The 25,658-nt window shown below is 49.3% G+C and carries 22 protein-coding genes; 16 read left to right on the top strand and 6 right to left on the bottom strand.

The genetic code is table 11. The features are described from left to right. The first annotated feature begins 4 nt into the window (after nucleotides 1-4). Together C7R93_RS24385 and C7R93_RS24380 are read left to right on the top strand one after the other, a co-directional pair. Nucleotides 5-253: a glutaredoxin family protein gene (locus C7R93_RS24385; protein ID WP_106841250.1), complete on the top strand. Its 249-nt coding sequence runs from the start codon at nucleotides 5-7 to the stop codon at nucleotides 251-253. A 35-nt stretch (nucleotides 254-288) separates the two neighbouring features. Beyond that, nucleotides 289-843, top strand: coding sequence for a peroxiredoxin (locus C7R93_RS24380; protein ID WP_106654079.1), 555 nt, complete (start codon nucleotides 289-291; stop codon nucleotides 841-843). A 108-nt stretch (nucleotides 844-951) separates the two neighbouring features. Here the strand turns inward: C7R93_RS24380 and C7R93_RS24375 are convergent, their stop codons facing one another. Further along, entirely contained in the window at nucleotides 952-1,866 is a 915-nt protein-coding gene (locus C7R93_RS24375) for an NAD(P)/FAD-dependent oxidoreductase (protein WP_106841249.1), read from the bottom strand. Between the two features lie 474 nt (nucleotides 1,867-2,340). Here C7R93_RS24375 and C7R93_RS24370 point away from each other — a divergent pair, with 474 nt between their 5' ends. The 11 genes from C7R93_RS24370 to C7R93_RS24320 all read left to right on the top strand — a co-directional run bounded on the left by C7R93_RS24370 (nucleotide 2,341) and on the right by C7R93_RS24320 (nucleotide 15,747). Then, nucleotides 2,341-4,563 carry a hypothetical protein gene (locus tag C7R93_RS24370; protein WP_106841248.1) on the top strand — a complete coding sequence of 741 codons (2,223 nt, stop codon included), beginning with the start codon at nucleotides 2,341-2,343 and terminating at the stop codon, nucleotides 4,561-4,563. 21 nt (nucleotides 4,564-4,584) lie between these two features. Beyond that, nucleotides 4,585-5,769 carry a HEAT repeat domain-containing protein gene (locus C7R93_RS24365; RefSeq protein ID WP_106841247.1) on the top strand — a complete coding sequence of 395 codons (1,185 nt, stop codon included), beginning with the start codon at nucleotides 4,585-4,587 and terminating at the stop codon, nucleotides 5,767-5,769. Nucleotides 5,770-5,786: 17 nt separating this feature from the next. Continuing rightward, a complete protein-coding gene (locus C7R93_RS24360) occupies nucleotides 5,787-7,229 on the top strand; it encodes a glycosyltransferase family 2 protein (protein WP_106841246.1) in 1,443 nt (480 codons plus the stop codon). Continuing rightward, entirely contained in the window at nucleotides 7,226-8,017 is a 792-nt protein-coding gene (locus C7R93_RS24355; protein ID WP_106841245.1) for a response regulator transcription factor, read from the top strand. The genes C7R93_RS24360 and C7R93_RS24355 overlap by 4 nt, the downstream gene beginning before the upstream one ends. A gap of 30 nt (nucleotides 8,018-8,047) precedes the next feature. After that, entirely contained in the window at nucleotides 8,048-9,409 is a 1,362-nt protein-coding gene (locus C7R93_RS24350) for a nucleotide sugar dehydrogenase (RefSeq protein WP_106841244.1), read from the top strand. A 44-nt stretch (nucleotides 9,410-9,453) separates the two neighbouring features. Continuing rightward, nucleotides 9,454-11,286 carry a glutamine--fructose-6-phosphate transaminase (isomerizing) gene (glmS, locus tag C7R93_RS24345; RefSeq protein WP_106841243.1) on the top strand — a complete coding sequence of 611 codons (1,833 nt, stop codon included), beginning with the start codon at nucleotides 9,454-9,456 and terminating at the stop codon, nucleotides 11,284-11,286. Between the two features lie 55 nt (nucleotides 11,287-11,341). Continuing rightward, complete coding sequence (locus tag C7R93_RS24340) at nucleotides 11,342-11,548, top strand: hypothetical protein (RefSeq protein ID WP_106841242.1); 207 nt, start codon at nucleotides 11,342-11,344, stop codon at nucleotides 11,546-11,548. Further along, nucleotides 11,545-12,567 (top strand): bifunctional UDP-N-acetylglucosamine diphosphorylase/glucosamine-1-phosphate N-acetyltransferase GlmU, encoded by a 1,023-nt coding sequence (glmU, locus tag C7R93_RS24335; protein WP_106841241.1) that lies wholly within the window; start codon nucleotides 11,545-11,547, stop codon nucleotides 12,565-12,567. The genes C7R93_RS24340 and glmU overlap by 4 nt, the downstream gene beginning before the upstream one ends. Before the next feature lie 47 nt (nucleotides 12,568-12,614). Beyond that, complete coding sequence (locus tag C7R93_RS24330; RefSeq protein WP_244191650.1) at nucleotides 12,615-13,481, top strand: hypothetical protein; 867 nt, start codon at nucleotides 12,615-12,617, stop codon at nucleotides 13,479-13,481. A gap of 3 nt (nucleotides 13,482-13,484) precedes the next feature. Further along, nucleotides 13,485-15,167 (top strand): hypothetical protein, encoded by a 1,683-nt coding sequence (locus tag C7R93_RS24325; RefSeq protein ID WP_106841239.1) that lies wholly within the window; start codon nucleotides 13,485-13,487, stop codon nucleotides 15,165-15,167. Between the two features lie 73 nt (nucleotides 15,168-15,240). Further along, the gene (locus C7R93_RS24320) at nucleotides 15,241-15,747 is read left to right on the top strand and encodes a hypothetical protein (protein WP_106841238.1); all 507 of its coding nucleotides are present in this window, start codon (nucleotides 15,241-15,243) and stop codon (nucleotides 15,745-15,747) included. A 57-nt stretch (nucleotides 15,748-15,804) separates the two neighbouring features. On the opposite strand, the gene C7R93_RS24315 is transcribed toward C7R93_RS24320, so the two are convergent. Then, nucleotides 15,805-16,632, bottom strand: a complete 828-nt coding sequence (locus C7R93_RS24315) for a hypothetical protein (RefSeq protein ID WP_106841237.1) — start codon at nucleotides 16,630-16,632, stop codon at nucleotides 15,805-15,807. Nucleotides 16,633-16,756: 124 nt separating this feature from the next. Here C7R93_RS24315 and C7R93_RS29960 point away from each other — a divergent pair, with 124 nt between their 5' ends. After that, on the top strand, nucleotides 16,757-16,987 hold the full coding sequence (locus C7R93_RS29960; RefSeq protein ID WP_146142439.1) for a hypothetical protein: 231 nt from the start codon (nucleotides 16,757-16,759) through the stop codon (nucleotides 16,985-16,987). A gap of 24 nt (nucleotides 16,988-17,011) precedes the next feature. Here the strand turns inward: C7R93_RS29960 and C7R93_RS24310 are convergent, their stop codons facing one another. From C7R93_RS24310 to C7R93_RS24295, 4 genes are read right to left on the bottom strand one after another with little or no spacing between them, the layout of a single operon-like run. After that, nucleotides 17,012-18,319 (bottom strand): YheC/YheD family endospore coat-associated protein, encoded by a 1,308-nt coding sequence (locus tag C7R93_RS24310; RefSeq protein ID WP_106841236.1) that lies wholly within the window; start codon nucleotides 18,317-18,319, stop codon nucleotides 17,012-17,014. 41 nt (nucleotides 18,320-18,360) lie between these two features. Further along, a complete protein-coding gene (locus tag C7R93_RS24305) occupies nucleotides 18,361-19,737 on the bottom strand; it encodes a YheC/YheD family endospore coat-associated protein (protein WP_106841235.1) in 1,377 nt (458 codons plus the stop codon). 3 nt (nucleotides 19,738-19,740) lie between these two features. Further along, nucleotides 19,741-20,829, bottom strand: a complete 1,089-nt coding sequence (locus C7R93_RS24300; RefSeq protein ID WP_106841234.1) for a YheC/YheD family endospore coat-associated protein — start codon at nucleotides 20,827-20,829, stop codon at nucleotides 19,741-19,743. 5 nt (nucleotides 20,830-20,834) lie between these two features. After that, a complete protein-coding gene (locus tag C7R93_RS24295) occupies nucleotides 20,835-22,280 on the bottom strand; it encodes a YheC/YheD family endospore coat-associated protein (RefSeq protein WP_106841233.1) in 1,446 nt (481 codons plus the stop codon). Nucleotides 22,281-22,371: 91 nt separating this feature from the next. Between C7R93_RS24295 and C7R93_RS24290 the strand changes: the two genes are divergently transcribed. Continuing rightward, nucleotides 22,372-23,529, top strand: a complete 1,158-nt coding sequence (locus C7R93_RS24290) for a DUF445 domain-containing protein (RefSeq protein WP_106841232.1) — start codon at nucleotides 22,372-22,374, stop codon at nucleotides 23,527-23,529. Nucleotides 23,530-23,924: 395 nt separating this feature from the next. Then, nucleotides 23,925-25,235 (top strand): DRTGG domain-containing protein, encoded by a 1,311-nt coding sequence (locus C7R93_RS24280; RefSeq protein ID WP_106841231.1) that lies wholly within the window; start codon nucleotides 23,925-23,927, stop codon nucleotides 25,233-25,235. Nucleotides 25,236-25,658 lie beyond the last annotated feature (423 nt).

The following is a 25,658-nucleotide window of genomic DNA, read 5'->3' as shown; positions in this document are numbered from 1 at the left end:
AAACATGGCACAAGCAATCGTATACTCCAGCACCAATTGCAACTTCTGCAAGCAATTAAAGACGTATTTGATAGAACAAGACATTTCTTTCGAAGAGCGAAACATCGATGAAAAAGAAGAGTACGGCCAAGAGCTAAGCCGTTTAGGTGTAATGTCTGTTCCATTGACAGTCATTGGTGAGAAGCAAATTTTGGGATTCAACCCGACACGTATCAAAAAAGCATTGGCAGCATTGGAAGAGACTGCGAAGTAATTTTCACCCGAAACCATAAAAAGGAGAGATTTATCATGACAACACAACAAACGGTACAACTTCAAGTAGGAAAACCGGCACCTGATTTTAACATGCTGACAACGAAAAACATCGAGACACTGGAAGAACGTGTGTCGCTGGCTGATTACAAAGGAAAATGGCTGATTTTGTTCTTCTGGCCCTTCGACTTCACATTTGTTTGCCCGACAGAGGTAACTTCGTTTAGTGACAACATGGAAGAGTTCGAAGATTTGGATTGCGAAGTGCTGGGCGTATCCACGGATAGCGTACATACGCACCGGGCATGGATCAAAACACCGCGAGATGAAAACGGCATCGGTGAAGTAAACTTCCCGCTCGCGAGCGACTTCAAAAAAGAGACGGCACGAGCTTATGGTGTCCTCGATGAAGAGACTGGTGCGGCTCATCGTGGCTTGTTCATCATCGATCCAGACGGCATTCTGCGCTACCAAGTGGTAACAGACATGAACGTAGGTCGCAGCGTGGCTGAGACGACTCGTATTTTGCAAGCCCTGCAAGCAGGCGGTCTGTGCCCGGCGAACTGGAAGCCAGGACAAAAGACGTTGTAATTAAAAAGGAGCTATTGCTTCTATAATATAGAAGAGGGACAATCCCACCCGTCAATTGCAGACGGAAGGATTGTCCCTTTTTTATGGAAGGAACTCGTGGAGAAGGAGCTAACTCTGACGATTCCATGCCTCTAAAATCAATTCATTGTTGATACTCATACCAGCTACAGAGCCAAGAGCCGCAGCAGTTATCACCTGGTACTGTGTAGTTGCTGCATCGCCTGCACTGTAGACACCCGGTACGCTCGTTTTCCCGAAGTTGTTGACGATGACCGTTCCTGCTTCCGTTACCTGGCAGCCTAATGCTTGTGGCAAGTCAGATCCAGCCGCGAGCTTGGGAGCAAAAAAGATCCCCTTGCACGAAATGCTGTTGCCATCTGTAAGATCAACGCGCTGCACGATCCCATCGATAGAGTCAATGCGCTCAATCGGGGAGTCAAAGACTGGAACGCGATGCTGCAACAGCTCCGACCTTTGTTCTTCTGTGAATTCATCTGGTCCATTGGTGCAAATGGTGTATTGATTGGTCCAACCAGACAGCGTTTTTGCCAAGTGCGATGCCTTCTCTCCGTTGGCGATCAAGACGAGTGGCTGGTCGCGTAATTCCCATCCATCGCAATAAGGGCAGACAAAAGCACTTTTTCCATACACGTCTGCTAATCCGCTAACAGGCAAAGGGAGATCCTTCATTCCCACTGCGAACAGCAGCTTTTTGCTCTGATAAGTCGTTCCCTGCGCAGTCGTAATGAGAAAATTTCCATCGTGTCCCGTGATTGTTACAACTGTATCCTCCACGAAATGGACGGAGGGGTAGGCACTGATTTGCTCCCTGGCAATGAGACGAAAATCGCTCGGAGTGATGCCGTCTCTCGTAAGAAATCCATGCGACTCACGTGTAACGCGATTGCGTGGACGGCCTTCATCGATCACTACTACACTTTTTCTTGCCCTGCCAAGTGCGAGAGCAGCACTCATGCCTGCTGGTCCGCCGCCAATAATCCCTACATCGATAGGATGATTCATGATCATATACCACCTTTATAGATAATTAATATCTGTAATACAAAAGCAAAAAGCCCATTCCTTCTAGTCTCTTGCATAAATAATGAATCTATTAAAGATATTTAATATCTATTATAAACAAACCTTTCTGAGAATCAAGCCGCGATACACTTTATTTTCTTTTTGTAAATAATCCCTTATTTCGACAAACTCCAGCACTTTCCAAATAGTAGCAACCTACCATTTTTACAAGCGAAAAGGAAAAAAAAGGAAGAGTAAATGTACCTAATTGAGAAAAAGTGTGGGTCAGAAGACCGTCCCGGTTGCAGGACTTCTCTCCAAAAAACGTAGGACGATGGAGCCGAATCCGTCCCAACATTACAATTTCATGACAAATCTGAAAAAGATACAATAGTGAATTTTATCTATGGGAACGATTTGCTCCCTATGTTTACAATGACTGTGATGTGGCAACATAGCGGAGGTTGACGAGAAATGGAGCCAACAAAGAAGAGAAGATGGCGCTGGATGAGCCTGACCATGCTGATCGTGGTGGGAGCAAGTGCCTTCTGGTGGTTTTGGGCAGCAGATCGTGTCGAAAGCATGGAGACGACTACAGGTGCTCAATTAAAATTTCGCGCGAATGGTGAGCTGTTCGAAGTCTATCAGGATCAGAAATGGCAGCCCTTTTTTGCGAAAGGCGTCAATCTGGGGGCATCGTTACCGGGTCATTATCCGGGTGAACTTCCCATAACAAGAGAGGATTACATGCGCTGGTTCGCGATGATCGACGAGATGGGAGCGAACGTCATTCGTGTGTATACCATCCATTCCCCGGTCTTTTATGAAGCATTGGTCGACTACAATCGGCGAAAAGCAGGGGACCCTCTCTATTTGATGCAAGGCATTTGGAGTCCAGAAGAGCTGTTGATTGAAAAGAAAGACGCTTATCTGCCAGAGATTCGCGAGCAGTTTCGACAGGAAATCAAGGATGCAGTCGGAGCTGTCTACGGGGACATCACCTTGCCGGAAAAACCGGGAAAGGCAAGTGGTACATACCGTGCTAATGCGGGCAAATACTTGATCGGCTGGCACACAGGGACCGAGTGGGACCCCGTGATGGTGCAAAACACCAACCGCCAGCATCAAAAAGTTGCTTCCTATCAAGGGAAGTACTTCCACGCGACACCGAATGCAACCGCTTTTGAGACATGGCTTGCTGAAATGGTAGATACCGTCGCAATGGAGGAGAGCAAGTACGGTTGGCAGCATCCGATGACCTTCACCAATTGGGTGACCACAGACCCCTTATCGCATCCTGGAGAGCCGATCCAACATGAGGATTTGGTCAGTGTCGATCCTACCCATATAGAGCCAACGGAGTGGGAGGCAGGTTACTTCGCTTCCTATCACGTGTACCCGTATTATCCGGATTTCTTCCGCTACGACACTACCCTGCAGCAGCTGAAGAACGACGCAGGGCAAATCGATACGTACAAAGCGTATTTGCGAAAACTGAAGCAGTATCACAAAAACATGCCGATCATGGTGACGGAATTCGGGGTCCCGGCATCGGTGGGAGTCGCCCATCTGGGCAATTTGGGGCGCAATCAGGGTGGTCATTCAGAAAAGCAGCAGGGAGAGATTGATGTCGATCTTTTGCAAGAGATCCATCAGGAAGGTTATGCGGGAGCAATCGTATTCGTCTGGCAGGACGAGTGGTTCAAAAAAACGTGGAATACGATGCGCTTTGAGCTGCCCGAAGATCGGCGCTCCCTGTGGATCAACGTTTTGACCAACGAATCTCTGTTTGGAGTCCTTGGCATGTACCCGAACAAAGAAGGCGTGCTGACCATCGATGGGGATCGCACAGATTGGGATCAGCTCGTGCCGGAAGAGAAGCAACGCCTCGATGTTCAAGTCCCAGGCATCGATGAAATCTGGATGACACATGATGAAGGGTACGTCTATTTCCTTGCTCAATTGCAGGAAGAGTTTGATCCGGCTAAAAAACAGCTCTATGTGGGCGCTGATACGCTACCTGGCGGGAACAAGCATGCAGGACAGCTTCCCGGCCTGACACTGGATGAGGGGCTGGAGACGCTGATTACGCTGGGAAAAGCAGACGAGAGCCAGATTCAGATCGCTGCCAATTACGACTTTCACGCACGCTTATACGGAAAGCGCTACGGCATGCTTGCGGTCAAGGAAGAGGAGCAAAAAGACAATTCCGGGATCTTCAAGCCGTGGAAGCTGGCCGTTAGCCTGGAGATGGAGCCGCCAGACAGCAAGAAGTACTATCCGTTGGAGGAAGTCGAGGTCGGCAAGCTGATCCGGGGAACGACAGATGCAAAAGACCCGCAGTACGACTCACGAACCGCCTGGCAAGCGAAGGGCAAAGTGGTAGAGCTGAGAGTACCGTGGATGCTGCTTGGATTTACTGACCCGAGCTCCTTGTCCGTCATGAGCTATGAAGATGATGGCAAAAGCTTCACGACGAAGACGACGAAAGGTATTCGTATCCTGCCGATCCTGGTGGACACAGCGACGAAACAAATCGTCGGTCAAAAGGCTTATGCAGTGACGAAGCTCCCAATGTATACGTGGCAAGGCTGGGAGCAGGTCGGCTATCACGAACGCAAAAAACAGAGCTATTCCATACTAAAAAAAGCATTCCATGAGATTGAGGCTCCGGTGAAGATTGGGACTCAACCTTGATTGGATAGGAGAGTGGCAAACGTGCAAACACCATTGGCGACGGCAATCGTTTTTCTGTACGCGCTATGTGGATTGACAGTACTAGGCTTGCTTGTCTTGTTCGCACTGAAGCTGCGCAACATTTCGGTGGAGAAACAGACCATGCGTTGTCTAGAAAAATATCGTGACTACTTCGTTTACCTGCAAGCACACGGGGAAGAAGAGGAGCGTTTGCAAGTGCCTTATGGCGATGTGACGCAAAAAGAAAAGCAAATCATTCAGAAAAAGCTGTTTGAGTTGATGGAGCGGGTCACAGGCATTCATCGGGACAAGCTGATCTGGCTCTGCGAGGATATGGGACTCGTGGAGCTGGACATGCAAAGACTAAATGGCAGGTGGAAATGGACGAGAGTGGATGCCGCATACAATCTGGGGATCATGCGCTCCAAGCTGGCCGTGCCTGCCCTCTTAACCTTCCTGCAAAAAAATACGAATGACACCAGTGTTTTTATCATTGCGCGCTCCGTCGCCAAATGTGCACGAAACACAGAAGATTTGCGGGAAATGGTGACCCGTGTAGTCGGAGCGAAGAAAAATGTCCACCAGCTTATCGTGGACATTATCAGTGATTCGCAGGTGGATACGGCACCGCTTTTTGCACAGTTTTTACAAGAATCCGATGCTGAACTGGTCCAAATTGGATTGATTGGCTACACGGTTCATGTCCAGCCCGGCATTGAGCCTGCCCTATACCAGCTCATTCAATCACCGGACAAGGAAGTTCGAATTAAGGCAGTCAAGCTCATGTGTCGGGATATCCGCTATATGAATGAGCAGACAGTCACTGATTTTATGAATCACAAGGATTGGGAAATTCGGGCAATGGCAGCGAAGGCAATTGGCTCACTGAAATTGCTTTCGTACATTCCCTTGCTGAAAAAGGCGGTGGGCGATGCGAACTGGTGGGTTCGTCATCACAGTGCACGCAGTCTGGCACAGCTAGAGGTCGAAGGCTTTGCGGCACTGTGTGAAATTTTGCAGGAAGAGAGAAACGGTCATAAGAGCGAGATGGCTCATCAAGTGATCCAGGAGGAGCTGGAAAAAGAGAAGCTAGTTTTACAGGGTGCGACAGCGACAGAGAAGCTCGTGCAGTACAACGAAAAGCTGCATCTGTACCGCAAGTCGTATCGCAAAACGATCTCCACGGTTCAGGCACTGGAAAGATAGAGCGAAAGGAGGCTGCCATGAGAGATTTTCTACTTTACTACGGAGTATTTGCGGTCTATTACGTCATCGCGATCAACTCTTTGTACTTCATCATCATGCTGTTCTCGTTCAAGAGCATCATGGGAATCTTAAAAAGCTCCATCTATTCGAGATTCCAGACACTTTCAGGCTCTGAGCACGTTCCGCCGATTTCGATTCTCGTGCCGGCTTACAATGAGGAGCTGACGATTATTGAAAATGTAAGGTCGCTCTTATCCTTGAACTATCCACGCTACGAGGTGCTCGTGGTCAACGATGGATCAAAGGATGATACCTTGCAGGTAATGATTAACGAGTTTTCACTGGTTTACTCCGAGCACATGCCGGTACAGCCGCTTCTGCATACGTCGAAGATCAGGGGAGTCTACCACAATCCGGCTTTTCCGAATCTGTATTTAATCGACAAAGACAACGGAGGAAAAGCTGACTCGCTCAATGCGGGGATCAATCTCTCCCACTATCCGTTGATCGCTTCTATTGATGCAGATTCCTTGCTGGAAAAAGACGCGCTGATTCGCCTTGCGAAGGTGTATATGGAAAACCCGGATGAAACAGTTGCCATCGGTGGAGATATCCGCATTGCCAACGGCTGCAAGATCGAAGACGGTGTCGTGAAAGACATTCGCTTGCCTGACAAGTTTTTGCCGATGATGCAATCCGTCGAGTACCTCAAGGCGTTTCTCGGGGGACGGATCGGCTGGAGCGCGATCAACGGATTGATTATCGTCTCAGGCGCGTTTGGTGTTTTTCGCAAGGATTACATTATCAAGGTCGGCGGTTACCGCGAAGGATATCCGGGTGAAGACATGAACATCATCATCAAGCTGCACAAGTACATGCTGGAAAACAAGCTGCCGTACCGAGTGGCATTTTGCCCCGATGCGGTCTGCTGGACGCAAGCACCGGACACGCTCAAAATCTTGGGCAGTCAACGGCGCAGATGGGGACGCGGTAATCTGAAAAACATGATTGAGTACGGCAGACACATGGCGTTTCGCCCCAAGTACAAGCTGTTCGGGATGCTCACGCTACCGTTCAATATCTTGTTTGAAACCTTGAATCCGTATTTTCGCATCACGGGTCTATTGGCCCTCATCGGTTATACCATGCTGGATATGACCAACGGCTACGTCCTCTTAATCTACGGCTTGCTCAATGTGCTGTATGGCATGCTGCTCGGTATTGGCTCCTTATTGCTGGAGGAAATCGCGTTTCGACGGTATCCGCGTTTTCAAGACATCGTCAAAATGCTTTTCTATACGATTCTGATGTTCTTCGGCTATCGGCAAATCGGCGTCATCTGGAGATTCCTCGGTCATATTGAATTTTTGCGCAACAACAACTCTTGGGGAACGATGACGCGAACGAGCTGGCAGACGAAGGGCAGTGAAAACATTTCAAGTTTGGAGGCTAGATCATGAGTAATCTCGTACCTGTTTTTTACGAGCATCTGAGCAAGATGGAAGAGAAGCAATTGGCGTGTGGGGTTATTCTGGCGGCTTGCAAAACCCTCACGAAAGAGTCATTGGAGCTGATCAAGGAAGATCTGGGCACTCGTTCAGGAGATGGCTCCGAGATCACCTTGCATTACGCGCATGACAAAAACAAGCAGCTCTTCGGAATCCTGCTGGAGGGACAGAAGCTTTCGAGTACCCATTTTTATGCATTGCGTGTAAAAGATTATTTGCAAGAGCACAAGCTGCTTGCGGGCAGCCTCTTGCTTGCGAGTTTTCCCGAAAGCTCGCGCTCGACCGGTCAAATGCTGATGCGGATGATCCAAGAGATGAAAGAACCAGGCGCACACGGGGAGATCAAGCTTTACGAGCAGACTCCCACTCAAAAAGAAGAGCCGGCAAGTATTTTGCTGGTCAACCATGATGAGACTGTCAACGAGTTTTTGAGCATCTACTTTCAGCGCAAAGGGTATCTCGTTACGGTAGCCAATGACGGGATGGATGGCATGGAAAAATATCAGGCGGTTGCCCCTGATCTTGTGATTACCGACCTGAATCTCCCTATCCTCAATGGATACCAGCTCATGGAAAAGATCAAGCATATCAGTGCTTCTATGAGCAAGATTATGGTGCTCACAGACAAACGGCTGGAAGAAGATGTACAAAAATCATTTGCGATGGGAGCATCTGACTACATTACCAAACCATTCTCCCCGGTAGAACTGGAAGCCAGGGTGAAAAGGCTGATTTCATAATTTTAGAAAGAGAAAGGGAGAGAAACGAGGATGGCGAGATTCGAGGAGTTGCAACAGAAGATTCAAAGAAAGACAGCGAGAGTAGGTGTCATTGGGCTTGGGTATGTAGGACTGCCGCTGGCGGTAGAGACGGTCAAGAGCGGTTATACCGTAATCGGAATCGATCTGCATGGCGGAAAAATCGAGAGCCTGAAAAGAGGAGAGTCTTACGTCCAGGATATTTCAAATGAAACCTTGCAGGAATGCCTCGCGACTAATCGCTTTTTTCCGACGACCGATTATAGCGTAATCGAAGAGCTGGATGCGATCAGCATTTGCGTTCCGACACCACTCAGTCCCAATCAGGACCCGGACACTTCTTACATTATAAACGTTGTCGAGCAAATCAAGCGATTCATGAAAAGAGGAATGCTCATTACGCTGGAGAGCACAACTTATCCGGGAACGACGGAGGAGCTGATCCAGCGCGAATTTGAAAAGCTGGGCTATCGGGCTGGCATCGACTTTTTCCTCTGCTACTCGCCGGAGAGGGTCGATCCGGGCAATCGCAAATACAGTACGTACAATACGCCAAAGGTGATCGGTGGGACGACAGAACGATGCATGGAGTTAGGCACACTCTTGTACGGTAACCTGGTCAAAACTGTCGTGCCAGTCTCCTCTCCAAAGGTGGCGGAGATGTCCAAGCTTTTGGAAAACACCTTCCGCAGCGTCAATATTGCCTTCATGAATGAGATGGCGATGATGTGCGACAGAATGGGCATCAATGTTTGGGAAGTAATCAAGGCCGCATCGACCAAGCCTTTCGGGTTCATGCCGTTTTACCCGGGACCCGGAATCGGTGGGCATTGCATACCGCTCGACCCGATGTATTTGTCGTGGAAGGCCAAGGGCTTTCGTTTTCATAGCCAGTTCATTGAGATCGCCCAATCGATTAACGATAACATGCCAGATTATGTGCGCAACAAGACAGCACAGGTGCTCAACATTTACGCCAAAGCAATCAACAGCTCACGCATCTTGATTCTCGGCATGGCCTACAAGCCGGAAGTCGATGACCTGAGGGAATCACCTGGGCTGGAAATTTACGAGCTGTTCAAAAATAGCGGAGCAACTGTCGACTATTACGACCCGTATGCGCAGAGCTTTGTGAATAAAAAAGGCGAGGTCGTCCATTCCATCGCCAATGACTACGAGGCGTTCAAGACTTACGATTGCATGGTGCTCATTACGAATCACCAATGCTTTGCCTATCAGGAACTGGCGGATTTGGGAGTGGCCATTATCGATACACGCAATGCGTTTGAGGGCATCACGAATCCGAATGTATATCGCATCGGAACCTCCGTCGCTATCAGACAGGAGAAGGAAGTCGTTAGCTTGCTCGCATAATACAAAGTCCGAACATTTTACGCAACAAGGGAGGAACCGAAAACATGTGCGGAATTATGGGATATATCGGGAACAGGGAAGCGCAGCCGATTCTGATCAATGGGCTGCGAAAGCTGGAATACAGAGGCTACGATTCGGCTGGTATTGCGATTTGTGACGGAGCAACCATCAGCATTCGCAAGGCAAAAGGCAGAATTGACGTACTGGAGAGCCAAACCCAACAGTCCGGCTTGCAGGGTTCCATCGGTATCGGTCATACGCGCTGGGCGACACACGGACGACCGTCTGACGAAAACTCTCATCCTCATTTTGATCAATCTGGCAAGTTCTCGATCGTGCATAACGGCATTATCGAAAACTATCTGGATCTCAAGCAGGAGTTGATCGAAAAAGGCGTGACGTTTACTTCGGAGACAGACACGGAGGTCATCGTACACCTTTTAGCGCAGGAATACGACAACAATCTGGTTGAGGCAGTGCAGAAGGTCGCTGGCAAAATTCGCGGAGCATTTGCCCTCGGTGTCATGACGGAGCATGAGCCAGACAAACTGATTGCGGTTCGTATGGCGAGCCCGTTGATTATCGGGGTAGGGGAGAATGAGAATTTCATCGGTTCCGATATCCCAGCGATCCTGGAGCATACGCGTGATGTGTACGTCCTAGAAGACGGAGACCTGGCGATCCTGACCAAAGATTCTGTTCACGTCATGCGTCTGGATACGACTGAGCCGATCGATCGAGAGCTGATGCGGATTGAGTGGGACAAGGAGCAAGCGGAAAAAGACGGCTTTGCTCACTATATGCAAAAGGAAATTTACGAGCAGCCGCGTGCCCTGCGCAATACAATGACAGGTCGAATCGATAATAGCGGGCAAAAGGTTATTTTTCCTAATCTTCAGTTATCAGAAGCGAGTGCCAAGCGTGTGGAGAAAATCTACATTGTCGCATGCGGTACCGCTTATCATGCGGGCTTGATCGGCAAGCATGTGATTGAGCGACTGGCACAGATTCCGGTAGAAGTAGATGTAGCATCGGAGTTTCGATACCGCCGCCCGCTCTTTCACCCCAATACGCTCACGATTGCCGTCAGTCAATCAGGAGAGACAGCAGATACATTGGCAGCTATGCGTGAAGCCAAACGAAACGGCTCAGCAGTACTCGCGATTACGAATGTAGTCGGAAGCTCGATTGCCCGTGACGCCGATGACGTGATTACGACAAATGCAGGTCCGGAAATCGCGGTTGCTTCGACGAAGGCATATACCTCACAGCTGATTGCGTTTTACTTGCTCGGTATTTATTTGGCGCAAGCGAAGGGGACGCTGGATGATAGCACGCGTGCATCCATGATTCAGCAACTGACCGCACTCCCGGATCAAGTCGAGCATATTCTCGAGCATGCGGATGAGATTCGTCATTTCGCTGAATCGATCAAGGACGAGCAGCATCTGTTTTTTATCGGACGAGGACTCGATCATGCCGTTTCTATGGAAGGCTCACTCAAGCTGAAGGAAATCTCGTATATTCACTCGGAGGCGTATGCGGCAGGGGAGCTAAAGCACGGCACGCTCGCGCTGATCGAAGAGGGAACGAGAGTCATCGCCTTGGCTACACAGGATGAGCTGCATGAGAAAATGATTAGCAATATTACAGAAGTAAAAGCCCGTGGAGCAAACGTTCTCGGTATTACATTAGACGGACATGTAGAGCTGCATCGCTCGGTTGATGATGTATGCCTGATTCCGCAGACAGATGCCTTGTTTACACCAGTTCTAGGCGTTATCCCCCTCCAGCTCATTTCCTATTACACTTCTGTTGCACTCGGTAATGACGTAGATCGTCCACGAAATCTGGCCAAAAGTGTAACAGTTGAGTAAACATAAACGTCAGTCGTTATGAAGTAAGAGAGGAATGAAAAAGGGGGAAAGATGAATGAACACCTCGAAGCGGACGTTGAATCAGGAGGTTTTACTGGAGATCATGCTCCAGGCCTATCAGCTGGGCGTGCAGAGGAAAGACATTGATTTGAGCATGATGATTGACACACTGACCTATGAATTAAAACCATACTTCGATCAGCAAATCCAACAAGGTCAGCTTGCAAAAGGCGAACTGACCAAGAAGGAGGCGATAGGATGAACATACATGCCGTAGTACTCGCAGCAGGAAAAGGAACCAGAATGAAATCTTCACTCTACAAAGTCATGCATCCAATCTGCGGGAAGCCGATGATTGAACATGTCGTAGAGACATTGAAAGCATTGTCACTTCATAACTTGGTCGTCGTTGTCGGTCACGGAGCCGAAGTGGTCAAAGAACAGCTGAAAAACCGCGTTCAGTATGCTTCTCAACCGGAACAGCTGGGTACTGCTCATGCCGTTTGGATGAGCCACGAAATTCTCGGGGCGCAGGAGGGCGTGACGATTGTCATGAATGGTGATACACCGCTCGTACAAGAACAGACGCTGCGAAGCTTGCTCGAGTATCACCAGCTCAAACAGGCAGCAGCTACGGTTTTGACTTCCATTGTGGACGAGCCTACAGGCTATGGCAGGATCATTCGCGACGAGAACGGCGATGTCCGAAAAATTATCGAGGAAAAAGACGCGACTTTGGGACAAAAAAAGGTGAACGAGATCAGCACGGGAATCTTTTGCTTCGACAATCAAAAGCTGTTTTCGATGCTGCCGATGGTCTCTAACGAAAACGCGCAAGGGGAATTTTACTTGCCGGACGTTCTGGGGCTATTGCAAGAGCAAGGTCATTTGGTAGCGGCGTTTGCAACGGATGATCCCGAAGAGGGCAATGGCGTCAATGATCGTGTGCAGCTTGCTGATTTGGAACAACTGATGCGCAAGCGAATCAACGATTTCCATATGCGCAACGGAGTTACGATGATAGACCCGAGCTCGACGTACATCGATTCTGACGTAATAATCGGGCGTGATACGGTACTTTATCCAGGAACTTGCCTTTTCGGAGAAACACAGATCGGTGAAGGCTGCCAGATCGGGCCGCACGCTTTGGTCAAAAACAAGAGCATCGAGGATTACACGAGAATTCAGCCGTTTTCAGCGGTTGACGGCAGTTTGTTTGGTGAGCGGGCTTTGGCGGGAGTGGGAGCGACGACACAACGGTACGGTATCGACCAGCACTGATGCAGGCACTTCGTCGATATAGCTGGCTTTGGATAGCACTGCTCCTTGTGACAGTGGTTTCGATCATCATGCTGTCGTTGGCAAGCACCCGCTCCGCCCTGACAAAAGCAACCTGGATATGGGATGCCAAGCAAATTGAGAAGCAAACCGATGAAATGATCGAGTTTGCCGAGAAAAATGACATCAACCTGATCTATCTTCATGTTGAGCCAACAGCAGTTGCGCCAGAGACGTATCGTACCTTTAATGAGAGAGCCAACCAAGCAGGAATCAAGGTAGAGGCGCTTGGCGGTGACCCAAATTGGGCGTTAACAGCGAATCGCCAGAGCATCGACGATCTCATCTCCTGGGTGAAGGCGTTCAATCGCAGTGCCAAGTCAGATGAACGATTCTCGGGGATTCACGTCGATATCGAGCCGTATTTGTTGCCTGCATGGAAGGAAGACCAGGAAAAAATCGTGAAGCAATGGCTAAAAAACGTCAGCTATCTGGCAGCAGAGACGAAGAAGGATACGGATCTCGCTGTCGGTGCCGACTTGCCTTTTTGGATCGACTCCGTAAACGTTCCTGACAGTGATGAGAAAGTGAGCAACTGGATGGTGCAGCGACTCGACAGTATTACACTAATGGCCTACCGCAATCAAGCCCTTGGGCAAAATGGGATCGTCGAAATCGTAGAAAAGATTGTCGATGATGCCAATGTACGAAAAAAAGGGTCGGTTATCGTGGGCGTCAACATCATGGAAACGATGGAAGGCGCTCATGTGAGCTTTTATGAAGAAGGCACAGAAGAGATGAACAACCAGTTGGCCATTTTACAGGAAGAGCTGTCAAACAATCCGGCGTTTGCAGGAAGTGCGATCCATGATTACGAGAGCTGGAAGCACGCAAGTCAACGAGAGGGGCAACTTTGACGAATGAAAGCTGCGCGCATCTATTTGAGTGTTCTCTGCCTGACAGTCGGCTTTCTGTTCGGCTTTTCCCCCGCGGAGAAGAAGAGTAAAGCAACGTGGATCTGGCAATCCGAAATGATTGGGAGAGAGAAACAAGAGATTCTCGATTTCTGCAAAAGTAACGAAATTAATCTCGTCTACTTGCGAATCGAGATGAACAAGCCCTATGAATACTACCGCGATTTTATCCGCGAAGCGACAGAGATGGGCATCGAGGTTCATGCGGTAGCTGGCCATCCGGCGTGGGCGCTCAAAAGCAATGAAAAGCGGATGATGAATATCGTCCACTGGGTAAAAAGCTACAACAGTGAAGCGCAGAAGAATGAGCGGATTCGCGGGATTCAGTTAGACATCGAACCTTATCTCCTGCCATTTTGGGAGACTGATCAGAAGCGGATTATCCGTGAGTGGCAAGCTAATGTGCAGGCGTTCACAGCAGAGGTGTCAAAAGACCAGGATTTGGTTGCCAGTGCAGCCATTCCATTTTGGCTGGACGATATTCCCGTTCCGGGACAAGAAGAGATGTCCTTGTCCAAATGGATGATAAGCCAGTTTGATACGGTATGTATCATGGCGTATCGTGACACACTTTCCGGTCAAAACGGCATCCTGAATTTGATTGATCAGGAAATGAAGGAAGCGGATGAATTAGAGACGCGTGTCTTGGTCGCTGTGAATATGAAGCCGCTACCAGATGAAGACCACTCTTCGTTTGCAGAGGAAGGCCCGGCTTACATGAAACAGCAATTGGAGCAATTGCCTGCACATTTGGCACAGCATCCGTCCTTCTCCGGTGTCGCGATTCACGATTACCGCTACTGGAAAGAGGCGAGCCCCCTGCCCCCTGTAACGAATCGACGCTACAAAGGCACCTACATATGGCGTGCAGAATTGATTGGCACAGAAAAGGAGGAAATTCTCTCCTTTGTGAAACAAAACGGGGTGAATCTCCTCTACGTTCGTCTAGATTTGGAGCAGCCGATTTCCTATTATCGTGATTTCGTGAGAGAGGCGCGTGAAGCGGGTATCGAGGTTCATGCCATGGGCGGTCATCCGATTTGGGCGATGTCTGAAAATCGGAGCAAGATCATGAAGCTCGTGAATTGGGTGAAAGCCTACAATGAGTCTGTCTCGACAGAAGAGCAGTTTCACGGCATTCACTTAGACATCGAGCCGTATGTCCTTCCTGTCTGGCGCGAGGATAAAGAGGCAGTCTTGCGCCAGTGGATGGGCAACATTGAAGCGTTTGTCGAGGAGACCAAGAACGAGACTTCCTTGGAAGCAAGCGTCGATCTCGCTGCATGGCTGGACAAGACACCGACTCCGGGTCAGCCCGAATTGCCGTTTTCGCATTGGATGATCAAACAGCTTGATCATACGACCTTGATGGCATTTCGCGATCAGGCTCCTCGCATCATCGGCTTGGTTGAAAATCAGATGAAGTACGCAGAGAGCATCCAGAAAAAGTTGGTCGTCGCCGTGGAGACGAAAGAGAGCCACGAAGGGAACGGCATCACCTTTTACGAGGAAGGTATGGGCGAAATGGATCGGCAGCTGGATCTCGTGACAAAAGCGCTGGATCGATACTCCTCTTATTGGGGGATCGCCATTCATGCTTATGACTATTGGAAAAACGGGAAAGAGTAGGCTGCCTGCATCGTACGCCATTGTTGTACAATAGAAGCGGTTGTTCAAAAAGTCGTCTGGAGGAGAACGAGCCATGCGAGATGTGCAAAACCGACATCGGAGTCTTCCACCGCGTACTCCAGAGATGTTGTACAACGTTGTGCGCAAGTTTTACCGCGGAGCAGTCAGTCATTTTGACCTGATTCAGGAGAAAAAGCAGGAAGCGCGTGCAGCATTGGAAGCTGGTGACCACAACAAAATTTGTGCAGCCGTTCACACGTTATTTTTGGAGTTCCATTTTTATGTGACTTGCTGGCTCCAGATTGAGCTTGCCCTGTATCGGCTGGCGCGTCAGGATGAACGTCTTGCCCAAGTGATGGAAAGATATCGACCATCGTTGGAAAAGCATGTAGCGGTACGGCAGCTGCTGGATCAGACAGAGGCGTGTGTGGAGGCGCAGTTTCAACCAACTGGGGATGGATGGTCCTGCGTGCAGAATGATGCCTACGTGTTTGGTAGTATCATTTTTACAGTGGATGAACAGAGTCTGCAAGATTTGCATGCTATGTATCAAGCGATTTGGGAAAATGCAGACCGCTGAACTATCACCTATAACAAAAAGCGTGACCGTCGCAATGGAGGGTCACGCTTTTCTTATTTAGAAAGTACCAGGGAAAATGGAGCCTGTGTGAGGAGCCATCTGGCCTGGGGTGTTCAATTGGCGAACCTCTTGTGTGTTCGTGCCCGCAAAGCCAGGAGAGAAGACCGATTGTGCTCCTGCGCCAGCCTGATTGCTGTACGCCTGATTGGCATATGCCTGGGGTTGCAGCTGGGATTGTTGCTGCTGACCTTGTTGCGCTTGCATGCCATAGCCAGTGTTATTCAACTGGCGAACTTCCTGGACATTGGTATTGGCAAAGCCCGGTGAAAAAATACTGCCAGTCATTGCTTGCGGATACGCTGATTGATTCGTATAGCCGGCTTGTCCTCCGTAGCCGCTATAGCCAACTTGATTGCGAGCTTGAACCTCTTGCACATTTGTCCCAGCAAAGCCCGGAGAGAAAATGGAGTTTCCGCCTTGCCCATACGATTGCTGGTAAGAAGGCTGTGCCTGCATGTAACCAGCTTGCTGGCCTTGTGCATAGCCGGTGAATTGGTTTTGCATGGACTGAAGCGCCTGATTTTGTCCATAGCCATATTGCTGCTGTTGTTGTTGTTGAGGATAGCCAGCCTGATTGAGTTGTCTTACTTCCTGGACATTGGTATTCGCAAAGCCAGGGGAAAAAACCGATTGTGCCCCACCGTAGGACATGCCCGTTATAGGGGTCCCGATGGATTGGGCATGACCGCCGTGGTTCCAATGCTGTACTTCCTGTACGTTTGTTCCAGCGTATCCTTGTTGGAACATCGCGCCTGTAGGGCTCATTGCTCCAAAAAATTGCGGTTGTTGTTGGGGTTGCAACATATAGTTCATTGTATGGGTCATGGTTAAGACCACCTCCATGGAGTATTTTTTCCAAGGTCGATCAGGTCATGCATCTAAAAACGAAAAAAACATGCCGGAGTCTAAACGGCATGTTCCTTTAGATCAAAACGTGAGACTTGCCTCATTGTTTAGTGCTACCCGCACGTACTGCCAGCATGCCGATTCACCTATTGCGGTAGCGGTTATCTACAACCAGGAAGGATTGACCCCATTTCCATCAGGAAACGGCGAAGTTTTTCTCGTTTCTGGGCTTTATGAGCCAACATCCTGGGGGTCAATCGCGTCAGCCAGTCGTTCGTTGGGTGATGCGCCGTTCCCCTTCCTGACGGGCAAATCGCACCAAGGTCGTCAGTGAATCAGCTAGTGCTGCTCGACTCCCTTATCCTGCGACAATCCCTCGCTTGTTTTGCAAGCGGGAGACATGTTGTGCATAGTGGATCAAATTTGCTAACGATAATCGTCTAATCGAAGGTTCATCGAATTTCTCCGGCTTTGCATTCGCTTCAAAGAACCAGAGCTTTCCTTCTTCTGTCAAGCCAAGGTCCATCGACATCTCAGCCAAATCCGTCCATTCTGCATTCAAAGACCGTGCGATGGCGAGCGCCGTTTCGTGAATGTGTCTTTCCATTTGCTCGGGATTATTATTGAACAAGGCTTGTAGAACGGTAGATAACGAGTGGATCGAGCCGCCTCGTGGCACATGAGTGGTGATGCTTTGCGAGCCAGACCTTCTGATGCCTACTCCGGTCACGCTCCACTCGCCGTCGCCATCTTTCTGTATGAGGACACGCACATCAAAAGGTTTGCCGTTGTAACGGGCACGACGGATACCTTGCTGCATGATGTACTTCTGCTGTTTGACATGAATTCTAATGTGCTTCCATACATCATTCAAATTGGAAAAGCGGCGAGTAATGGCCTTGTGCTCCTTTAACCGTTGCAGGAACCACTTATCGTTTTTGAAATCAATGCGCATAATTCCCTGACCAGCTTTACCGCGCACAGGTTTCAAGTAGACAAAGCGATGTTCTGTGCAAAAGCTTCGAAAGCGAGCCAAGGTGTCCAGCTGTTTCGTCTCCGGTAAAAAAGCTTGCACCTCAAGGTGGGACTCAAGCATCGAAAACAGCTGTTGCTTGTCAAAAAAGCGGCGATTAAACAATGTGACATTTGGCATCTCATGAATGCGGCTCAATGCTCTTCGGACTTCAGGTCGCCGTTCTGCTTTTCTCGTCGGAATTCGGTTGTAAACCACGTGGGGGAAAGGTAGAATCACTTCTTGCCACGAGTTTAGACGATTGTTGTACAAATAGCCGCGCACCTTTTTCTTCTCCCAATTGATTCCTTGTGGAGTGAACACAAATACGAGTGCACCCCATTGCTTCCCAGATTGTGTAATATCCTTGAAGTTCTCGCGATTTCCTAAAAATGTCGCCCCTTCGCCAACGGTGAGTATGCCAAATAAAGGGCCAAGCTTCAGGGAGTTGCCCGCCACTTTCCAGTTAATGCGTGTACGAATACGGCTTGCTTGCACGCGGGGTAAACCAGCGTATATCCGTTTCGTTTGAGAAAAGGGACCGAGACTGGCGACCAGTGGCTTTGGCGAGCGTTTAAGAACTAGCCGAGGTAACTGTACGAACCATCTACCGCTAGGGAGGATCGTCAGCCACCCGGAGCGCTGCTGAAGCATGGTGTTCCTCCTTCCTGAAAAACGGTACAGATCGCGTGCGACTAGAAATTAGCCAAGTAACAGCTATAATCGACGAGCAGCTTGCGTGATTCTTGATCAGCCTGCCTGAGTCGGGCATGCTTGAAAATGGAACGGCCAGGCTTGGAATTCGCTTCGAACATCCAGACATGGCCTTGCGTATCAATCCCCATGTCCAGCCCCAATTCTCCTAAATCAATCCCCTTTGCTAGTTCAATCGCGGTAGCGAGTCGGATCGACGCTTCGGAAATCCGCTGGGTCATGAGGTCTCTTTGTCTGCCAAACAGGTGCTGCAACAGGTCATCGCCGGGAATGACAGTACCACCTGTGCGCACATGGGTAGTTACGCTGCCAGAACCGGCAACCTTGGCTGCCGTGCAGGAGACGACCCACTCGTTTTGTTGATTTTTATGCAGGTGAACACGGAAATCAAACGGACGTCCATGGAATGTCATGAGCGAAATGCCTTGTTGTGCCAGATACGCACTGACGCGACGACTGCGGAAGACATGCTGATATAGGCTGGACAGCTTGGAAAATTGTTTTTTTACATTGCCGCTGCCTGTATGGTAGGAGGCAGTAAAGCCACCGCCTGCCTGGCGTACAACTTTGACAATTCCATATCCGAGACTTCCATTTTTGGGCTTCAAATAAACAATGGGGTATTTTCGTAGCAAATTTCGAACAGTCGTAAGGGAAGGAGAGGTGTACGTCTCTGGGATGTGCTCATTCACCTCTGGATTTGGGTACAGCAGTTGGTGCACGCCCCATTTGTTAAAAAAGCCCTGATTGAACATTGGTAGATCGGGGTAACTGGCGAGTCGATATTTGAATTCCCGAACGGCTTCATGTTTTTCCGCCGAACGAGAGGGAATACGATCATAAACGACATCGGGCATGGCAGTAACGTGCTTTTTCCAAAAGTATCCGCCTGACTTGCTTCTGCGCAAAAACCACGCTTTGACCGTATTGGATTCCCAGTTTACATCGGTTGGGGAAAATATATAGTAGAAAACGCCTTTCCCTTCTTGAGCCTGTAACAGATTGTAAAAAAACGAGGTGCGGGGGCCAATTGGCTGCTTGGGATCTCGGCGTATGCCAGTCGTGACGATCCCGATTGAAGGACCGATTCGGAGTGCGGAGCCCTCTAGTTTGAGCTGGATCAAGCCAGGGTGAGGAATGCCCAACTCCGTTTGCAAGAGAGTCGTCACTTTCATGACGTTCGCATCCGGATTTCGTTTATCTTGTAAGACAGTTGCGACTACTTCCTTTTTACCCAGTAAGACTCTAATTTTTTGGCGTTGCCGTAGCTGCAGCTGTTGGAAGAGTGTAGCTGGCAGGATAATCCCACTGATACGGGGGTTGGAAAGGAAGCGAAGCCGCATTCTGAACGTTTCCATGCTTTAACCTCCTACACGCTCTTTCATGAGATAGTGGGCGTAGCGAACAGGCTGAGTAATCGAATGCAGTTGAGCAGTCGGGTCGTCAATCATGCGAAAAACAGTTCGCCCCGGTCTGCTGTTTACCTCGATGATCCAAACATTACCTGCGGTGTCGATGCCAATATCGATTCCCAGCTCAACGAGTCTGCCGTGTGACTCTTCTAAAAAACGGGGAAGTTCTTCCGCCACTCGGTTGATTGTTTGCTCGATGCGTGCCGCTTTTGCGGATGTGAAGTGAAGGGGCAGGAAAGAGGCCAGAGGTGTTGCTTTCCCTCCTCCGTGCAAATTGGAGGTAATACTACGTTTGTCTCCCAGGCGCACAGCTTTGCCAGTTGTCGCCCATTTGCCCTGCCCGTTTTTTTGAACCAGAACACGGACATCGAATGGGGTGCCATCCGGGGTATGCAACTCCAAATAGGGCTGTACCAGGAACTTGCGGCCGGCAGTAAAAACAGACACAAAACTTTTTAATCCGGCAGTGTCAAGGATTCGCCTGGTGAAAGGCTTATTGTCTCGGTTTCGTCCAGAAGCTTCATATCCACTGCGCATTTCTTTGATTCTCACGACGCCAATACCGTGAGTTCCCGCCATCGGTTTGATGATAGCTGCCCCGTATTTTTGCAAGGTTGCATGGAGCACAGGATAAGAGAATATGGCAGTAGGCGGTAGCAGCGGGGCGAGGAGAGAGGACTTAGCGAGCATCTGGTGCACCTGCCATTTTCCAGACAGACCATGCCCCAAAAACGTAATGTTGTGATCGTTTTGCAACTTTTCCACAAATGGTTTATAGTGGCGATAAGATGGGCCCACAAAGCAACGATCATAGATAAAGGCGGGGATTGGAAAGTCTTTCGCGTACCAGGACCCATTGCGATACTCGAAGCCTTTTACCATTCGGGTGGAAAAGTTAACCTGACGTGGTGAAAAAACGAAGACGTGAATGCCGTGCTTGCGTCCATAGAGCGTAAGCTTTTTGTAGTACCCTTTGTCTACAAAGTGGGAGCCTTGGCATCGGGCCATGATGCCAAGACTTCTCTCGGTTGCTGTCATGTAGGTCACCTTCGCCTGTTTTTGTTGCTCTTCGGTCTTCTTTTTATCGTCTTTTGTGGTTGAATTGTTCGGGGAAAACCACTGAGAAAAGCGGAATAATCCAGCATGCGAATGGCAGAAGGGCGTGCACGCCGAGGCAGCTCTTCGGCACCCTCAGGCAATGGAACTGTTTTGGCTGACTTGGATGGCTTACTGTTGACCTCCAATAGCCACACCCGTCCATGGACATCGACTCCCAGATCAATTCCGAATTCTGCGTACTGCCCAGGCAGTGATTCTTCTAAAAGGATCGCGAGCTTAAGTGCTACTGCGCGTAACGTTTGAGGGGATGGGCGAATCGTGCTCGCCCGTGGTCCACAAACTCGCAGGGCTTGAAGGGGAGTCATCATCTGCCCGCCTCTGGATATATTGGAAACAATGCGGTTTAATCCCAGACGAGCAACCATGGAAGTGACAGACCATTCACCTTTTCGGTCTTTTTGTACCAATACACGAAAATCTGTCGGTCGTCCTTGGATGCCGATTAACGGTAACCCTTGTTGCAGCAAGTAGGATGTGCCTTTTTTCCTTTTTTGCAAATACTGATGTAAGCCTTGTATGGTGGCAAATGTTTTGCGCAATCCTCCGGGGAACGCGAGCTGGTATCCCTCGGGCGAACTGCGAATACGAATGATCCCGCGCCCCATGCTGCCGTTAGCTGGTTTTGCATAAACGGTGCGATGCGTAGATAGCATTTGCCGCAGGTCTTCCAGCTTCAGATAACGAACCATGCTGGGAAGATGTTCGGAGGCTGTCGGTTGATTTTCGAGAGCGGCGTGTACATGCCACTTATTCAAAAAACGCTCGTTAAAAAAGGGAATGGAAGCGTCCTTGCAGCGTTGAACCCAGTTGGCCATCTGTTCACTTCGTTCGCGTTGGCGGGATACGAGCCGGTTGTAAATGCATTGAGGTAGCGGAAGAACGGTTTGTCTCCAGACGCCTCCTCTTCGTACGAGGCCGCGCACGATTCCTGCATCCCAGTTGACATCCTGAAGTCGAAATGCGCAAAGGATACCTCCGCGGTTACGGGTGATATCAGACATCTCCTGGAAGAAAGAGTTTAGGTGTCCAAATGGTGCTTGCGAAAACGCTGCATTGTAGCTCGAAACAAGAACACCTACATACGGTCCGAAAACGATTGTTTTCTGACTCGCATCATAACGGATTAAGAGTGGAACGCCCCTGGGCAGATGTAGCGATTGAGCTAAAGATGGTCGTATGAAGGTTTTACCCGAGGTTTTGCCTCCCCGTTCCCAACCGCCTACGCGGGCAGAAACGGTCTTGCTTCCAAATTGGACCGCAATGGTGGACGGTGTTGAAAGATTCCATTTGCGCAAGTGCGCCTGGGGCAGGTAAAGGTCTACTTCCGATATTATCTCGTTTTCGACAACGATTGTTGGAACGTAGGACATGAGTATCCCCTTCCCATCAGGCAAAGTTAGTCTATGGTATGAGCATCTAAAACGTTTGGTGCCATGCAGAGAAGAGAGGTTGTAAGGATTTATGAACACTTGGATACTATTAGTGAATATTGCAGTAGGCTCTGTCATCGGTGGAGTGACGAATGAGTTAGCTATCAGAATGCTGTTTAAACCAGTGAAACCGTGGTATATAGGCAGGTGGAAAGTGCCATTTACCCCGGGATTGATCCCGAGAAGACGGGATGATATCGCGATACAAATGGGCAGACTCGTCGAAGAACATTTGCTGACGACAGAGGGGGTCAAGCGTGCGCTGAACCAGAGTGGTTTGGAGAGCACACTGACCGGATGGATGAACACCATCGCACGTGACTGGATGACTGATGAGCGCAGTCTACGTCAAGCATTGCTCACGGTGATGCCACAGTTGTTTAAGGAAGACGGCACATGGAGTGAGGGTGTCCGCGCGCCTATCGAGGTGAAATGGGGTACCTTTGTCGAACAGGTTCTTGCTCAATATGAGGAGAAAAAACTGCGAGAGTTAGTGACGGACAATGGACGCCAGCGTCTGGATGCTGCGCTTGGCAGTGTGAGCGAACTGCTCTTGAAACGTTTCCGCGAATATTTGCATTCCCCAGAAGGCCAGCAAACCTTGCAGAACATGGTTCGCGGATTGCTCGGTGGAGGCGGAGGCATGTTTGGTGGCTTGGTCGGGATGTTTCTTGGGGATGACAAAATTTTGGGCAAGATTCTCCCGTATCTCGATGAGCTTTTGCAAAGCAGAGAGCTTTCGGAGCGCGTACACTACTTTTTGCATAAGGAAGCGGACAAGCTCTTGGACAAAAATGTGGGCGAAGTGGTTGCCTGGATTGGGCGAGATCAAGTGGACGATTGGGCGCGGAAGCTTTTTGTCAAGCTGGAGAAGCAAAGCCTGCGCATCGTGGACGAGCCTTTGTCTCGTTTGACTGCGCCTATTTCCGAGACGGTGACAACGGAACTCATTCCTCGTTTGGCAAAGTGGATGGTGGAGACGCTGCAACAAAACGTAGAGAGAATATTTTCGCGCCTGGCCATTCGGGATATTGTTACACGGCAGGTAGAGGGCTTCCCGATTGAAAGAATTGAAGAGATGGTAGTTGGGATCTCAGGCAAGGAATTCCGCATGATTACCGTTCTCGGTTTTATTCTTGGCGGTATGATTGGGCTTATCCAAGGATTATTGGCGAACTTCATTGGTTAAGAAAAAGGAAGTTCAAAAAGTCGTCTTTTGATCACGTAGTATTTATGGAAGTCTGATCGACGTCGAAAGAGGTGTTCACCTTCAAAGTCCGGTGCTCATGTAGGTTCCCTACACTCCGCTCCTCCTTCTTCAGGTTCTCACCACTTTCTCGGTGCTGAAAAGCCGACTTTTTGAACACGTACTAAAACTGAAAAGAAACTGTAACTGTGTTGTAATAATCCTGTAATATTCCTTGGGTAAGATAAAAGCACGATGAAAACCCCCTTAATGATATACTTTCTGGTCGGTAGCTTTCGAAAAAGCTACCCTTTTTTTTTGCCCCGCCTTCGGGTATATTGGTCGAAGGAGCGCACGTACATGGAACGGGTGGGAGAAAAGGAAGGGGGAAAAGCAATATGGCAACGAAGCATGAACAAATCTTGCAGCATATTGATCGCCTTCCGATCGGTTCGAAGATTTCCGTGCGGCAGATCGCGAAAGACCTGGATGTGAGTGAAGGGACTGCATACCGTGCGATCAAGGAAGCGGAAACGCAAGGATACGTCAGCACGATAGAGCGTGTCGGTACGGTGAGAATCGAGAAGAAGCAAAAGGAAAATATTGAACGTTTGACCTTCGCGGAGGTTGTGAACATCGTCGATGGTCATGTGCAGGCCGGACGTGAAGGCTTACACAAGACCTTGAATAAATTTGTAATAGGGGCCATGCAGCTCGAAGCCATGATGCGCTATATCGATGCCGGGAGTCTCTTAATTGTCGGTAACCGCTATCAAGCGCACAAAATCGCTTTGCAGCAAGGGGCTGCTGTATTAATTACCGGGGGATTCGATACAAGCGAGGAAATCAAACAGCTAGCTGACCGTTTAGCGCTGCCGATCATCTCCTCCAGCTACGACTCCTTTACGGTAGCATCGATGATTAACCGGGCTATTTACGATCGCCTGATCAAAAAAGAAATCGTCATGGTAGAGGATATTTTGAAGCCGCTTGCAGAAACGCCTGTATTATTGACATCAGATTCTGTAGCCAAGTGGCACCAGTATACGGAGCTGTATCAGGACACAAGATTCCCCGTCGTTGACGAGCAGATGCGCCTGATTGGGATTGTTACCTCCAAAGACATTATCGGGCATGAGGAAACCGCGACGATCGACAAGGTCATGACGAAGAATCCGATTACGACCTCGCCGCGGGTATCCGTAGCGTCATCTGCGCACACCATGGTGTGGGAAGGAATCGAGCTATTGCCTGTCGTAGATAACCATCGTAAGTTCGTAGGGGTCTTAAGCCGCAACGACGTGTTAAAAGCGCTGCAATTTACAGCCAAGCAACCACAGATGAGTGAAACTTTCCCGAATCTGATCATGTCGCATTTCCGTGAGGAGCGACAGGCAGATGAGATGGTCTATCTGGGTGATGTGAGTCCACAAATGACCAACCATCTCGGTACGATTGCCAGCGGAATCATGACGACGGTCATGGTCGAGGCTGCTTGCAACCTGTTGCGACATCATCGTCGAGGCGATATGGTACCGGAAAATATCACCGTCTATTTCTTAAAGCCAGTCCAGATGGAAAGTCATATCGAAGTTAAGCCGCGCCTATTGGATATCAGCCGCCGCTTCGGAAAAGTCGAAGTATCCGTATTCCACGGAGATCAGCTCGTGGGGCAGGCCATGATTACTGCGCAAATTATTGAGCGTTAGAGGAAAGGAACAGTCTCTCATGGACTGTTCTTTTTTTGTTGCAAAGTGGCTGTAGTGGGAGAAGAAGCGTATTTCCAGTCTACGCTTCGGCCTCCGCCCCGCAAGGGGTGAAGACTGTCCGTTCCGGAATGAATGACGGGAGCGCTTCAAACGTAGAAGCTTCGAGGAAGTATTCCAGAAGTGAAGCTGAAATTCCCCGTCATTCATTCCTACACTGAGAAGGGCTCCAGAGGCGCTTGGACTGGAAATGCGCTTCTTCTACGCAACTTTAGCAAAAGCATCTTGAAAGTTATTTCATGAAGTTAATATCATCTTGATTCACTAACAAATCATCCACAACGAAACAGACAGCCGCTACAAGGAAAAAGGAGAAAAAAGCGAGGCTCTTTGGGACACCAGCCGAGGCTCCGTGGAAAAAGGGAA

This window comes from Brevibacillus fortis (genome assembly GCF_003013395.1).
Taxonomy (GTDB): domain Bacteria; phylum Bacillota; class Bacilli; order Brevibacillales; family Brevibacillaceae; genus Brevibacillus; species Brevibacillus fortis.
Note: the sequence above shows the minus strand (reverse complement) of the source record. Positions and strands in the feature narration are given on the sequence as shown.